This is a genomic window from Haloferula chungangensis (assembly GCF_042664875.1).
Lineage (GTDB): Bacteria > Verrucomicrobiota > Verrucomicrobiia > Verrucomicrobiales > Akkermansiaceae > Haloferula > Haloferula chungangensis.
The window spans coordinates 46,571-61,505 of sequence record NZ_JBHTBS010000009.1 but is presented as its reverse complement, the minus strand read 5'-3'; the positions used below and the strand labels follow the sequence as shown (position 1 = coordinate 61,505).

Sequence of the window (14,935 nt, the reverse complement as noted above, 5' to 3'; positions counted from 1 at the left end):
GCCACGACGTGAGTATGCAAAACAAACCCACCATCTCCAGGAGACGGCCTTCGTCCTCTGCCCGCCAACCACGCGGATTCGCGCTTCTTGTCACCATTTCCTTAATGACAGTCCTCGTGCTGCTAGCCTTGGGCCTGCTGAGCCTCAGCTCCATCTCGCTCCGCGGCACGAAGTCGAACAGTCAAGCCATTGCCCAGGCGAACGCGCGGCTCTCACTTCAGATGGCCTTGTCGCAATTGCAGCTCATGACCGGTCCCGACGCCCGGGTTACGGCGCCTGCCTCGGCTGTGGCCAGCGTCAATGGTCCCCGGCAACTTCATGGCGTCTGGCGCTCCTGGGAGGGTCTCGATCATGATCAAAGAACCGGTCGGCCGATCAGCCCGGATTATGATGCGAAGCTCCAGGAGGGCGATCTCTCATCGACCAGTGGTGGCAGGTTTCTCGGCTGGCTTGTTTCGGGAGAAGCGGGCGAAGCCGGAGCGGATTCTCCTGCCGATCTCAAGGAGGTTGCGAATACCGTGGCACTCCTCTCTGAAGGAAGCGTCGGAACCGAGCCGAATCTGGAAGTCCACGTCACGCCGACGGAGATGGAAAGCGGTGGGGCCTATGCCTGGTGGATCTCAGGCGACAACACCAAGGCCCGTCTCAAGCCGATTGTAGAACCGAACGGAAGTTTTGAAACCAGCGAGCAAATGCTCGTCTCTCCCGGCCCGGACGGCTCGGCCTTTAGCATCGACGATCTTACGGAAATCGACAAAGCGATCTCCCGAAGCTCTTTGGATTTTTTCTCAAAACAACCGTCCGAGAAGCCCTCCCAGTATTTTCACGATGTCAGCACCTTCTCCCGAGGCTTGCTGACGAATACCGCCAATGGCGGATGGCGTCGTGACCTCTCCCTGCTCGCCGAGAATTGGAACCGCGTTCCCCAAGGCTTTTCCTCCTTCACACTGAGCCCCGGGAAGGTCGTCCAAGCCGGCAAGTCCAATACAACCGCCCGCAGCTCACAACTCCCGCTGATCTATCCCTGGGTTAATGACTGGACGCCATCGATGGCATTTCCCGACTGTGTGAGTTGGGCGGCCCTCGTCGATTACGCCACCCAGTACAAGCAACTCACGACCTCCGGCCGCGAGGTTGCGCGGATCATGAATGCCACGGAAGCCGTCCACCCAAACTGGGCGGATCAGGTCCGCAGGATCCCGGTGCTCGCTCGGGTCCACCTGGTCATTGCCCTCACCGCCGAACCCGATTCCACCGCCGCAGGCAAGTCCTTCCCCAGTGTCCAGGTGAATCCCGTCATCACCCTCTGGAATCCTTACAATGTCGCCCTCGACATGAGTAATCGCGACAACATGCCCCTCAGGCTCAGCGACGCTGCTTGTCCGATCAATTTCGAATTCAGGCTCGGCGGGAAGTCCTATACTCAGGATCTTGCCATGTTGGCGGCAGGGTCCGGAGAGAGGAACCAGTACAACGTGCAGGCAAATATTCCAGTCAATGACCCGCCCTTATGGCTGCCCGGCGAGGTCAGGGTCTACTCGCCGGAGGGCGGCGGGGCGCAAACCCTGGATGTCGGAAGACCCATCGCATTCAAAGCTGGCTACCGTCCCGACAGTGGTCGTCGCTATCGGCTCAGGGACACCACCACCTGGCAAGGCAGCGGGAAAAACAAGATCCGTCCGGTCCTGGCATCCCAGCCCTCGAGCACCCAGTTCTCCGTCGGTCGGGCAACTCTGGACGCCACCTTCGAAGGCCCGAACGTCGAGGGAGTCGGCCTGTACTTCACTCATAAAATGGGGGGAGGTTCAAACAACAGCACGACCAACGTCCAGTGCATGCTCGATAAGGAAGACTCCAAGCACATGCTGGGAGAAGAAATCAGACTGACCGCCACGACCTCCTCGTCACTCTCGAGTCTGGCAAGCACGCCCCAGCCGATTGTCTGCGCCATCAGCGGCCTGCGCTTCGGACGCGACAGCAATCCGGATCGCAACGACATCGAGGTCAACGGAATTCACAACATGAACCCCACCGTGGGTTTCATGGTCAACGGGACCGACCGAACCAGCGCCACCGACCTCAAGGGACGCTTTGATGTGTTTCCCTATAACATCCAGCTGTTCGCCGTGAACGATCCAAGCGATCCGGGCATGCCCAGCGGAATCATCAACGATCTGGAAGGCTATCTCGGTAGCGGATTCAATTCCAGTGACGGACTCTCCAATCTGGTCTTGTTGGAGCTGCCGACCCGACCCCTCCGCACGCTTGGAGATTTGCAGCATTTCAACGTCAACGCCTGTGATGACTCGGGCCCCTACACCCTCAACGCCTTTGGAAACAGCCGCCCCAGCCCCTTCATCGAAAGCGACAGGATCCGCGTCTCGGGCAGCGGTGGCACCGAGATCGGCCATGACCATAGTTATGCGATCAATCATGTGCTGTTGGACGACTGGTTCGTCTCCTCGGTCGCCCCGGAGACCCGGGAATGGTCCGCCAGGGAAGACCGCAGCATGGAGGACGTCTACGCCGATCACCTGAGCGGCCAGGAACCCCTCCCCAATCACTACTACAAACCTGCGACTCCCTTGGATTCATCCGAAGCATCCTCGGCGGCCTCTGATTTCATACGACAGTCCGACGCCTGGGAGAAAGTCGCCGCGGAACTGGAAGTTGAGGGCATGTTCAACATCAACTCCACCTCCGAGCTTGCCTGGCAAATGCTCCTCAAAAGGCATTTTGGTTCCGGCAATGCGAACGTGCTCACGCTGGATGATTCGACTCCCGGCAATTCCGCCGCGCGCGCCAGCTTGAATTCCTACGGCGGCAGCCCCTTCCCGCGCACCACCCTCAGTTCCGACCCCAGTGCCGGCGGTCTGGGTGGTGGCAGCCTGTTGTCCCAGCCCCACGACTTCACCGACAAGGAAATCGAGGCTCTCGCCCGGGAAATCGTCGTCGAAATCAAGGAGCGTGGCCCCTTCCTCTCGCTATCCGAATTCTTCAATCGCCAGCTATCGAACGATATCGAACTCGCCCGCGCTGGAGCGGTCGAATCCGCGCTCCTTCGTCTCTCGGAAGGTTCATCCAGCGAGAACCCCTATAGCGAACTTCAGGCAAATTTCTCGAGCCAGGCCTCATCCACCGACGTGATCGGCTCTTCTCTCGACTACCCTTTCCCTGAGGCGGCAAAGGGAAACATGGCCTATGGATTTCCCGGCTGGACCCGTCAGGCCGATGTCCTGCGCTCGATCAGTGGAGTTCTTTCCGCACGGGATGACACCTTTACCATCCGCGCCTACGGGGATGCCCGCGAGCCGGGCTCGAATAAAATTATCAGCAGAGCCTGGTGCGAAGCCGTCGTGCAGCGGAAGGCCGAATACGTCGACAGCTCGTCCAATGGAGGAGATGACAAGTACACCCTTCCTTCGGAAAGCACCCTCAACTCTTCCGCGAATCAACGCTTCGGCAGGGTCTTCGAAATCGTCAGCTTCCGCTGGCTCCATCCCGACGAAGTCTGAACGCCCTCCGCCACCACGACTCACCCCATATGTCTATCCATCACATTTCTCGCCCTTGGATCATCGCCATGATGATCAGCCTGCTTACAGGAATACTGCATGCCGAGCGTCCCGTTCGCATTCTCTACTTCCATGCACCGGTGAACGCTCCCAAGAAAGCTTCCGTCTACGGAGCCGGCAAGATGCTCGCTGAAACGGAGCTGCCACGGGACAACTTCTCGGAAAGCTTCGAAATTCCGGACGGAAACCTCAATCTGAGCTTTCTCCCAAGTGCCCTGGAAGAAGGAGCCAAACCACCGAAGAACGCCCCATCAGTCGCGATTTCAGAGAACTGGAGCAAGGTTCTGCTGCTGGTACAGGAAGACAAGTCCAACGCGGCGATGCCGATCAAACTCATGGCCATCGATGCCAGTGACAATGTCTTCGGTCCCGGAAGCATCTACATGATGAACCTCTCGACCATCCGCATCGGCGGAACCCTCGGCAACAAAGAGCTCGATCTCAAACCAAGATCAGTCCAGATCGTCAAGAGCCCCTCCGCCAAGGATGGTTATTACCCGGCGATCCTCTACGCCCAGATCAAGAAGGGCGAGAAACCCCAACGTTTCATCAAACAGATGTGGGGCCATGATGACAACATCCGCAAGGTCCTCTTTGTTCTACCGAAGCCACCTCCCCACTACGCAACCTACTACAGCGCGCCGATCCGGGATTTCTAACAGTCCTCTCGGCTTTCCGCGGCCCTGTCTCCCACACTGCCGCCCAGCGGGCGACGACTCACCGGCACGGACGCCGCGGGAAGCTTCGTCAGCCTGCTAGAGAAGTCCGGACTTGTAGCCCTTGGCGACGGCTGCGGGGGCGTTCTGGACTCCAAGTTTCTCGTAGATGTGCTTGATGTGGTAGGCCACCGTGGTCACCGCAATCTCAAGGCGCTCGGCGATCTCCTTTTTCACCAACCCTTCGCCGAGCAGCTGGAGGATTTCCATTTCGCGCGCCGACAGCGATTTTTCAGGTTTCGGGGACCGCGTTGCCAAGGTGTTCAGAATGAATTTCGCCACGCTGGGGTCGATGGTCGCCCCGCCATTCGCCACGGTCACGATGGCATCCTTGATCTGAGCCGCAGTCGATGACTTCAACAGGTAGCCACAAGCCCCCTGCGACACGGCGCTCAGGATATCGGCTTCTTTATCGGACTGGGTCAGAACGATGATCTTGATCTCGGGAGCATAATCGAGAAACCAGGGAATCGCCTCGAGTCCGGAAATCCCGGGCAGATTCAGATCGAGAAGCACGAGATCGGGAACATCCGCACGCTTGGAGCTCTGCAGGTTCCGCAGCGCGATCTCGGCCGTTCCGAACTGGCTGAGCAACTGGATGTTCCCAGCGGAATCCAGGGTGCGGGTGATGACCTCGCGGTAACCTGCGTGGTCTTCAACAAGCATGACTTTGATGGGTTCTTTCATGATACGGTGGGTTTTTCCTAGGGATCAACTTCATGGAAATCCGAGAAGCCGGGGGATTCTGAGATGCAAGGTGATGCAGGTTCCGGAATCCGTCGACTTCTCGTTCCAAGCATTTGCTCGGAGCAGTCGGGCTCGTCGCTTGAGAGAACGTGGCACCTCGCCCTCAAGCCCAATGCCGTTGTCGGAAACCTCAAGTGTCAAGTCGCTGCGCGTCGACTTCAAGCGAGTGACGACGCTTGTGGCACCGGAATGACGAAGGATGTTGCTCAAGCATTCCTTGTAGAAAAGGAAGATGTAAATCCGTTTGCGCGGACTGAGCTTTTCGAGATGCTCCTCGCCCTCGATCGAAAATTCATGATCAAGGTCCGCAAGTAGGCTGGCAGAGGCCACTTTCATGTCGTTGACCAGATCCTCACACAGACCGCGGGCTTCCAGCCTCTTCGCCCAGTTGCGAATGATGAATCCGCTGCGCTCGGTGAACATTCTCGATCGGTCGAGCAATTCGATGAGTTCCTCGCGCGAGTTCGCATCCCTGGCCAAATCACCGAGCAAGCCGATGGTGTGGATGTTTGCTCCGAGCTCGTCGTGCAAATCAGCGGCGAAGCGCTCCCGCATCTTCGCGGTCTGACGCATGCGCAGCATTCGGTCGATGAGAATAATGAAGGCCACTCCAACAGCCAGCAGTGCTGCGACCCAACTCATGATCTGAAGATTCCGCTTCTGTCGCGCATAGCGACGGTTCAGCTCCGCCACAATCAGCGGACGCTCCGTTTCAAGATCGTGGCGACGCGCCAGCTGGTTCATCCACTCGCGGATGGAGAGGATTTCGCCGTATAGATTGCGACCGTCGGTCAGGGACGACAGGAATCGCTTGGTGCCTTCGACCTCCTGCACCGGCTGCACGTTCGGAACCACACTTCGGTGCAAGGCAACGTTCCTGTCTCCTGAGAAAATCTCAATCTCGGCGAAGCCGAAGCGAGCACGAGTTGCCTCGTCAGGAGTGCTGATCCGGACGTAGCGGCACAGAGGATCCGACAGCCGCCACATGTTGATCGGGCTCGTGTCGGTGAACTCACCAAGATCTTCGGAAAGCAGAACGACGGCATCGGAAAAATCGGGCTTGGTGGCACCTTCAATCAACAACTTCGGCGGAATCCCGAGATTGCCGGAATATGCCTGGGGAACCGTGTCGCTCTGGTCGACGGCATGCAGACTGATGCCCGAAAGCGGAACTACTTCGCCCAGATCAACGATCAACGCCGAGTGCTTCTGCACCGAGGCAATGTAAGACACGCTTGGCTCACCTTGAGCAGCAGCCATCAGGTAGGGAATGTGACCATCGACGAGAAACTGCAAATCCCAGGCGTGACTGAGATCTCTTCCATGATTTGAGAAGGACCTCGCTGGCCGACGCAGCGCGACGTTCCGCGAACCACTGAAAACCATGAGCTCCGAAAGCTGGAAGATGAAGCTGTCATCAAATGCGCGACGAGTCAGCTGGCTCGCCTCAACCCGCAGCCAGGAGGCGGTAAAGCCGTCGATGGGAACCACCACCGGAGCAATCCTCGGAAGCAGATGGTCCGTGCCGTCGTAGCTCGCGATGACGACACCCTCCTCGCGGCTTCCACTACCCGCGATGATCCGGAAACCCTCGGGAAAGCCGTCGGCCTGAAAGCCCTCGTTCGAGTCCCGCCAGAGTGTGGGGACCAGGATGACTTCATCGATGGGATAGGCCCGATCAAAACTGATCTCCACCCACTCTTCGGCGCTGGGAGTCGGGTGAGGTTTGGAGCGGTAGCCGATCGACCCAACCCCGCCGCGCAGGCTGTCATGGGCGAGATGACTGAGCTCGGCATCGATCTCCCCTAGCCGCTTTTCAAGGGCCTGCAATGAGTGGGTGCCAAGATCGCCCTCCTGCCCTGCTCCCACGTCGTTGTGGGAGAGGAGAGCTGCTATCAGGAACGAGATCCAACGGTTCCTTACGAGAGACATGCGTCTTTCTAGCAGAATCCCAGGGCTCTGTGGCGACCAAAATCCCACCATAGGCGAAGCTGATTCGTTTCAAGGGATCTTACCATGCTCCAAATGGAACAGGCTTATCACCGCCATGAATCGGATCGCTCCAAAAAGCTCACAACCTCCGGCGACGGAACGCCATGCCGGCGATGCCAATGCCGATCAGCGTGACGCTGCTCGGCTCCGGAATGTTGTAAGACACCGAGATCCCACCGACGGACCAGCGGTTATTCGACTGATTCCCGTCCGGCTGAATGTAGAGCGTGGAGGCTGCCGAACTGAAGTTGCCAAGAGTCGTCAGATCGATCGTGGTAGGATTGTCAACACCCACCTCGCTATCCCCGAAGCCGGTAAAGGAAACAAAGATCCCGTCATTGCCCGCGGTGCCATTGATGATGGTGAGCTCGCTGAACTGGAAATCCGTGATATCCCCGACGGTAAGTCCACTGGAACCGGCGTTGAAATTCGTGATCGCAATGGTGATCGACAGTTGTTCGTTGTCATCGGCATCGAGCGATTGCTGCTGACCCACTACCGCACCGTCGTTGGAAGACCCCACACCGAAATAGCTCCCCGCAGAATTGATGAATGGAGCTGGATCCGTAATGGCGGCGAAGGCATTCAGGGTGTAGCTGATATCAAAAGTCACACCCGCGATGCTCTGGGACGTAATGAAGCTTGCCCCACTCGCGTGGCTACCACTCGCAGGCATGTCGAGGGGAACAATGGTCGCGGCAGAAGCCGCACCAGCTGCGAGCAGGCCGGCAATGGACGAGAGATGGATTTTGTTCATATCGGAGTTTCTTCGGGTTTGGCGGAAGAGCCCACGAGGAGCACTTGAGTCACCAGCCTAAAAAGCCATCTCCTCCCTGCCCACCCCCTGTTTGAAGGGTGATCAGGGGGAGCAAGATCCATTGCACCATTCATCAGCCGCACACCCTCCAAACAGGGAGGAGACAAGCACTGGCTCGATCGACGACACTGGTAAGCCCTCGCAAAGATCGCTTCCGCTTTGGTAAGCGTCCTCAGAACGGATCGATCCATCATAATCCAAAGATCCCTAACACCTGTGCGAACGGCAGACAGACTCCTTCAATGAAAATCCTGGTTCAGCTCGGCGCGTGTCTCATTTCCGGAGTCGGCCTTCAGGCCCAGACCGGTCCCCTGCCTCCCGGTCAGGGTGAGCGGGCGGACTGGATGAGGGGGGCATGGGGCGCGTTGTGGCTTCCGGAGCGAAATTACAACGGCAATATTGAGGGGGTGACCATCGATGGTTTCCTCACCCAGATTGCTCATCTCAGGACCATCGACTATGTCCAGGTCGCCCTCACCAGCCCCAACATTTTCTCGCCGGTGCACACCGGACCTCATCCGATCATCGAGAATCTCTGGCAAGGTGACACTGACTCAAACGGCAATCCCATCAACCTCGTGGTGCCACGGGCGTCTTCTCCAGACCCACTCTTGAGTTGGCTCAAGGCACTTGATGCGGCGGGCCTCAAGGCTGAGGTCTATGTGAATTCCTACAACCTGCTGGCACGGATTCCGGAAAACATCCCCACTGCCTACCCCGATCTTTCGGCACGCTGGGAGACCTATTGCGACACCGATCCCACCGTCCAGGCTTTCATCGACCAGCACCCGCATCTTCAGGAAGGTGATCCTGAACGGCGGAAATACATGTTCTGCTATGCGGAGTTCATCCTTAAGGCGTATGCGCTTCGCTACGGGAATCTGATCGACGCCTGGTGCTTTGATTCGGCCGATAACATCATGGAGGCCTGCGGCGACGATGCGGGCAGCGGCGTCCTGAATGATCAGAGAATCTATGAGGCTTTCGCGAATGCCTGCCACGCAGGAAACCCCAATGCCGCGATCTCATTCAACAATAGTGTCGGCACCGATGCGGCTCCCCTCGCCACGCCGACCCTTTTCGACGACTACGCCTTTGGCCATCCCTTCGGCGGCGCCGGGAACATGGTGGTTCCCGAAATCCTCTACACGAGGAACTTCGCCATCTGCTCGTTCATGAAGAAACACCAGGGCCTGCCCTTCGCGACGACCGACAATCGGCCATGGAACGATGCGGTGGTTGCGCATTTCTTCCCCAAACAGAGCACCACGTCATGGAATGCCGGCGCCGCACCCTGTCTAACCGACGAGCAGTTCGTGGAGTGGACCGCTGAAGGATGCATCAATGGAGGGGCGATCACCTGGGGGACTCCACTCGTTCGAACAAACCTCGAGAACTCGCCGGTTCTCGAGCTCCGGGATTATGCGCTCACTCAACTCGAACTGGTGGACGCGCATTTCAGCGAACTCCAGTATCCGGGGGTGCCCAATTGGAGACGGGCGGACACTCCCCTGCCCGAGGCCACGAGCGGGGCCGCCTACCGCCACACCTTGACAGACGGAGTGGATTTCTGGGACCCCGCAGGAGGATCCATCACCGGAATGAGCCTGGAGAATCAGCCATCCTGGCTAACGGTGGCGGAATCCAGTCCCGGTTCAGGCAACTGGGTGCTGAGCGGAACTCCCACCGAATCAGTCGCGACCGAACACCGCTTCGAACTGCGGATCACCAATGGCAACGGGGAGTCGGCGAGGACACTGCGGCTCGCGGTTGCAGGCCTGCCAGGATCGGGACTTGTGGCGGATTGGCCATTGGACGATGCAACGGGTTCCCTTGTCGCCGATGCTTCGGGTAACGGCTTTCACGGCACGCAAGCCAGAGCTCTCCCGGTTCCCGGCGTGGTCGGTGGCGCTCTGGCATTCGATGGAACCGATGCCGAAGTCAGCTTGCCGGCGGCGGCTTTCGCCTCCCTGAATGATGAAATCACGATTGCCATGTGGGCCAAGGGTGGAGCCACGCAGCCCTCGAACGATGCGGTGCTGCAGGCCATCGACAGCGACGGAAATCGGGTGCTGAACATACATTTGCCATGGGGAAACTCACGCGTCTTCTGGGATGCCGGGAGCGGAGGGTCGCCCTATGACCGCATTTCGAAAGACGCGACTCTCCATGAAATCATAGGGCGCTGGAACCACTGGGTCTTCACAAAGAACGCGGGCAGCGGGGAAATGAAAATCTACCTTAATGGGCTGCTGTGGCACAGCGATGTCGGGATGATCAAGGCGGTCGGGGGGATCTCCCAGATCGCCCTCGGGAGCGGGGTCGGCGCGGCCCGTTATGATGGCGCGATCGATGAAGTGAAGCTCTACGATGTCGCTCTCAGCGCGCGGGAAGTGGCCGAACTTCACGAAAGTTACAAGGGCTACGCAGCCTGGCTCAGCCGCTACTCCGGTTTGCTGGACATTGGCGAATCGTCTGATGATGATCGGGATGGTATCCCCCTGCTGCTCGAGTATCTCCTGGGTGGCAATCCCTTGGTGAATGATCGCCTGATTCTGCCGACAGCGGAGGCATCGGGTGATCACTTTATCTTCAAGTTTACCCGGCTCGCCGAATCCGCCGATGATACGGATCAGATATTCCAGTACAGCACGAACCTCGTTGATTGGAATGAATTGAGGATCACGGAGGAAACAGCAGCCGAAGTGAGCATCAGCGAGGAAATCGGTGGAAATGAGGAGGTGACCGTGACACTGCGCAAGGACATGGCTGTCGATGGCCGCTTGTTCGGACGCCTGAAGGTATTCCGTTAGATCGTGTTAGATTACGGACCGGATGATTCACTTCTCGCGGATCTCGAAGACGAGGCGTGACTCACCCGTCGGGTCCTTTGCCTGGTCCGAGGTCCAGTCGAGGCTGTAGCCTTCGTAAAAGGGACCTTCTTCCGGATGGAAAAGGTGAACGTCGATGAGCCCGTCGCTTCGTAGAGCAGCATTCGTTTGTTCTTATCGACGATGTTCGCCTGGACCTCCACCTTCCGAATACCAGCGCCGTTGAGCTCTTTCTCGGTCGTGCCTTCGCAGATATCCGTGAGTTGCCGTTTGAACCTTTTGCCATCGAGTTGCTGCAGTTCGAACCAATCCTCTCCGACAATCCGCTCGAATTCCTCTTTATCCCCATCGAGCCGTTGCAGGAGTCTTCCCCGAAAATGACTGAGAGTGGTCTCGTAGTGAAAACTCAGCGGGAATCTGGTCTCATTGCCCGCAGCGGTGATCCGTCCGCCAAGAGTGAGGACATCCCGCTTGAGTGCGATAGACATTTCGAAAGTCGCGCCATCACCTGCGACACCGCGAATAACGGTTTCGCTAAAGTCGCTTGTCGCAGGGTCGTCTGAATTCAGGCTCGCTGGATCCACCGTCAGTTGCCGCAGCTTTCCATTGGGCAGCGTTTCGCGAATGCTGAACCTGAAACGAAGTCGAAGGTAAGCCGTGGGCTCGCCCTGTTTGTCGACGGGATTGATGGTGATCAGGCCGTCGTTGGAAACCCTGAGCTGGAAAGTCTCGCCCTCCTGGCTGGCGAAGTTTCCCATCGTGGGACCATCCATGATGGTCGGAAGCTCGGCGCTGGCGTGGTTAAGGGCTAAAACGCTGCCAAGAAGGCTCAGGAGCCGGGTTCTGAAATAGGCTTTCATGCTTTGGGTTGCTGGGTGGGATGTCGCCGCGCTCCACTGCTGACACGACGGACATCCCACCTGGCAAGTCGACTGAAGGTTCACGAAGCGACGTCCGCAAAGCTTCTGTTAGTTTTCCGTCGCCCTGAGGCGGCTGAACAGTTTGCCGTCGACCGACTTGGATGCCGGGATCGTGAACGACACGGAGCCGGGAGCGATAACGAAGACGACATCATAAACCGTGCCACTGGTGGCCGGGACTTCCACAGAGTTCCAAGGAGCCGTGGCACCAAGGTCATTGCTGTATTCAATGAAGAGCCGGGCCGGAGCGATTGCGTCGACGACGGGAAAAGACATGCTCATTTCCCCGCCGCTGACCACAGGAGCTGGCAACAAGGAAACGGCGTCAGCATTCGGGTCGGCGGCTCCAAGAATCCAAGCGATGCCATTGTCCACGCCGTCGTCATTGCTATCTTCGTCGAACAACTCGCCTCCGGCCCAGATTTGAAAGGCAGTGCCGGCAGTGACGATGAAACTTCCTGAACCGGTAAGGAAGGCATCGAGGGCACCGACACCAAGTCCGCCATTGTCCGCTCCGGAAGCGCTGTTGCCATACTCGCCATCGGGAAGTGGGGCATCACCATTGATCCCGCTGATGGTGAGGGAGGCAATGGTATCAATGACGCCGTCAGCGAGGTCGATGACTCCACCATCAATCGCGACGCTGGATCGGTCGGCGAGGCTTCCACCCACCTCGAGTGCCAGAATTCCGCGGTTTACCGCCGTGGTTCCGGTGTAGCTGTTCGCGCCATTGAGGATCAGGGTGCCCGCGCCGAGTTGGGTGACTCCGCCGCTCCCCCCGATCACGCTGGCAAAGTCAGTGCCCTGCGCGATGGTGTCGCTTCGGTTGAATGCCAAGGTCCCGTTGGTCGTGATGTTGCTCGAGGGTGAAAGCGAACCGGTCGTGCCTGCGGTGCCGATTTGCAGCGTGCCTCCCTCGCTGATCGTGGTCGCGCCCAAGTAGGTGCCTGCTCCTGCGATGGTGAAGGTGCCGGTGCCAGCGTAAGTGAAAGCATGGTTGTTCTTTCCACCACCACCTCCATCGATCGCCAAGCCTGAAACTTCGCCGAGGACGGTGACATCTGCCGAGCCAGCCCAGCTGTTGGTTCTGGCGCCCGATGGGTTTCCGTTCAAGCCCAAGGCGCCCATCACAAGGGTGCTCGATTCTCCGTCCACCACGATTGTCTGCCCCCCTGCGCGGTTGGATCCTTGAACGTTTCCGCCGAAGGTCAGGGTGCTTCCGGGACCATTCAAGTAGATGGTTCGGCTCATGCCAGTGGCGGGAAGAGCCAGCGAGACCGGGCCCGTTCCGAAATTCAAGTCCTGCGTGCCATCAAACTCGAAGTCCGCGTTGCCGAGCGACACCGGGTTGTTCGTCATCAAGGTGATCGCCCCCCCGCTGGTGTTGTCAATGATCCCACCATTGATGGTGAAAGTACCCGTGCCGATTGCCGAGTTGGCGCTGCTGCTGCCGCCATTGTTGATGTTCAATATGCCTCCGTTGAGGGTCATCCCTCCGCTGAAGCTATAGGCACCGGCCATCGTCAATTCGGCAAAGGCACTTTTTGATAGCGAAGTCGTGCCGGCAATATCTCCGCTACCATCGAAGATGTAGTTATAGACATCATTCGCGATCTGCACGTTCCCCGAGCTCACGGTGCCGGAAACGCTCACCGTGGTGTCATCCGTGAGGTAGCTGTCATCGAACCTCAGCTGATCCGTGGAAATGGCGACGACGTCGTTGCCAAACGTATCCTTCCAAAGAGTGGTCGTGTCCCAATCACCGCTCATATCAATCGCCCAACGAAGCGGTTGCTCTGCCGGGTCGCGGATGATCGCGAACGCCGGGCTGGTGTCCACGGCCACAACACCCGGACCACTCAGCGTCGCGGTAGCCGTCAGCACCTTGTCGGTGCCAAAGTCATCGATGCTAAGGTCCGAAAAGTCGGCCTGACCGTCCACAGCTGCCACAGAAGTTGTTCCGCCCAGATTACCGGTGCCGGAACTCAAGTTCATCTCGACCGTCGCGCTCGCATCCGCTCCGCTGGTGATCAAATTGCCAAAGGCATCCAGGATCTGCACAACCGGCTGGCTGGCGAAGGGGACGGAAATGGTGGAGGCCGGCGATGGTTGTCTCGTGAACACCAGTTGGCTGGCCGCAGCTGGTTCGACCGCAACGACGGAGCTTGCCACGCTGTCTTCAAGCACATCGCCACTGATGACATGCGCCGTCAAAGTGATGGACTCAACTTTGGTATACTGGACACCGCTCAGGGTTACCGAGTCAGAGCCCATCGGAATCGTTGCGGTGTTGCCGCTCAAGCTCCCATGACCCAGCGCTGTCAGGGAAATGTCCGTGTCCGCCGTCACGTTGATGGGGTTTCCGCTGCTATTCTGAGCCTGAACGATCACCGAGAAATCAGCACCGGCCGTGACACTGCCCGGCACGGACGTGACCACCAACTTATTGGCACCATCGACAAAAAAGGTCAGAACCACCTGTCCGTTTCCGCCTGGACCACCATTTTTCTTTCCGGCGCTATTTAGATTGAATCCGCCGCTGCCGCCGCCTCCCGGATAGCTTCCGGCAAAGCCGGCACCTGCAACGGTTTGACCACCGGCACCCGCGCCGCCGCCCGCCCCGGCAGACCCTCCGACGATGGTTTGATCGGTGGGGCCGGTGGAACCGGCGGTGCTGTTGCCAGCTTCGGTGGCAGACCCGCTGCCCCCGCCGGCACCGCTTCCCGCAGCGCTTCCTTTTCCTCCCGATCCGCCGGGAAAGGTGCCTGTGCCTCCATCACCACCGACGCCATTCGAAGCGCCATTGCCCCCGCCCTCGGTGATACTGAATGGGGAACCCCCCGTGGCCGTGGTAGCTCCTGGAAAGGTGGAGTCTTCTCCTGGTTGCCCCGCATCGTTGTTTCCACCGCTGACGGGACCACCCCCACCGACATAAAAGGAAATGGTTTCACCCGGCGTCACCGCCACATCCGTCACCGAATAGCCGCCACCACCGCCGCCGCTTCCACCGCCGGTATTGGCATTGGCAAATCTCTGATTCCCGCCTGAAGCACCCCCACCCCACAACTCGACCTGAACTGAAGTGACGCCCTCCGGAACCGTCCATGATTCGGTGGAGCCAGCACCACCGGCTCCAGCGGTGCCAAAGGTAAGCGTGGTCGCGTAAGCGCCCCCAGCAAAGACCAAGGGTAGCAGCAAGGCACCGCAAGCGGAAAAAAAGCGCCAAGTTCGATTTCTAATAGTGGTTTTCATGGATCTGGGTTTTTGGGGAATCGTCTGGAGAGATCATCATCAAACTGGGGGTTGGCTGCAGGTCATTGCTCTCATTCTCCACGGA

The 14,935-nt window shown here is 58.6% G+C and carries 8 protein-coding genes; 3 read left to right on the top strand and 5 right to left on the bottom strand.

The window, feature by feature from the left end; all coding sequences use genetic code 11:
• The first annotated feature begins 104 nt into the window (after positions 1 to 104).
• Positions 105 to 3,515, top strand: coding sequence for a hypothetical protein (locus ACFQY0_RS16095; RefSeq protein ID WP_379714416.1), 3,411 nt, complete (start codon positions 105 to 107; stop codon positions 3,513 to 3,515).
• 68 nt (positions 3,516 to 3,583) lie between these two features.
• The gene (locus tag ACFQY0_RS16090) at positions 3,584 to 4,234 is read left to right on the top strand and encodes a hypothetical protein (protein ID WP_379714414.1); all 651 of its coding nucleotides are present in this window, start codon (positions 3,584 to 3,586) and stop codon (positions 4,232 to 4,234) included.
• 96 nt (positions 4,235 to 4,330) lie between these two features.
• Here the strand turns inward: ACFQY0_RS16090 and ACFQY0_RS16085 are convergent, their stop codons facing one another.
• From ACFQY0_RS16085 to ACFQY0_RS16075, 3 genes are all read right to left on the bottom strand, one after another.
• A complete protein-coding gene (locus tag ACFQY0_RS16085) occupies positions 4,331 to 4,978 on the bottom strand; it encodes a response regulator (protein WP_379714411.1) in 648 nt (215 codons plus the stop codon).
• Positions 4,979 to 5,008: 30 nt separating this feature from the next.
• Positions 5,009 to 6,970 carry a sensor histidine kinase gene (locus tag ACFQY0_RS16080; protein ID WP_379714408.1) on the bottom strand — a complete coding sequence of 654 codons (1,962 nt, stop codon included), beginning with the start codon at positions 6,968 to 6,970 and terminating at the stop codon, positions 5,009 to 5,011.
• A gap of 139 nt (positions 6,971 to 7,109) precedes the next feature.
• Positions 7,110 to 7,787 (bottom strand): PEP-CTERM sorting domain-containing protein, encoded by a 678-nt coding sequence (locus ACFQY0_RS16075; RefSeq protein ID WP_379714405.1) that lies wholly within the window; start codon positions 7,785 to 7,787, stop codon positions 7,110 to 7,112.
• 302 nt (positions 7,788 to 8,089) lie between these two features.
• Between ACFQY0_RS16075 and ACFQY0_RS16070 the strand changes: the two genes are divergently transcribed.
• On the top strand, positions 8,090 to 10,660 hold the full coding sequence (locus ACFQY0_RS16070; RefSeq protein WP_379714403.1) for a LamG domain-containing protein: 2,571 nt from the start codon (positions 8,090 to 8,092) through the stop codon (positions 10,658 to 10,660).
• Positions 10,661 to 10,671: 11 nt separating this feature from the next.
• On the opposite strand, the gene ACFQY0_RS16065 is transcribed toward ACFQY0_RS16070, so the two are convergent.
• Positions 10,672 to 11,538 carry a hypothetical protein gene (locus ACFQY0_RS16065; RefSeq protein WP_379714400.1) on the bottom strand — a complete coding sequence of 289 codons (867 nt, stop codon included), beginning with the start codon at positions 11,536 to 11,538 and terminating at the stop codon, positions 10,672 to 10,674.
• A gap of 108 nt (positions 11,539 to 11,646) precedes the next feature.
• The gene (locus ACFQY0_RS16060; protein WP_379714397.1) at positions 11,647 to 14,850 is read right to left on the bottom strand and encodes a beta strand repeat-containing protein; all 3,204 of its coding nucleotides are present in this window, start codon (positions 14,848 to 14,850) and stop codon (positions 11,647 to 11,649) included.
• Positions 14,851 to 14,935 lie beyond the last annotated feature (85 nt).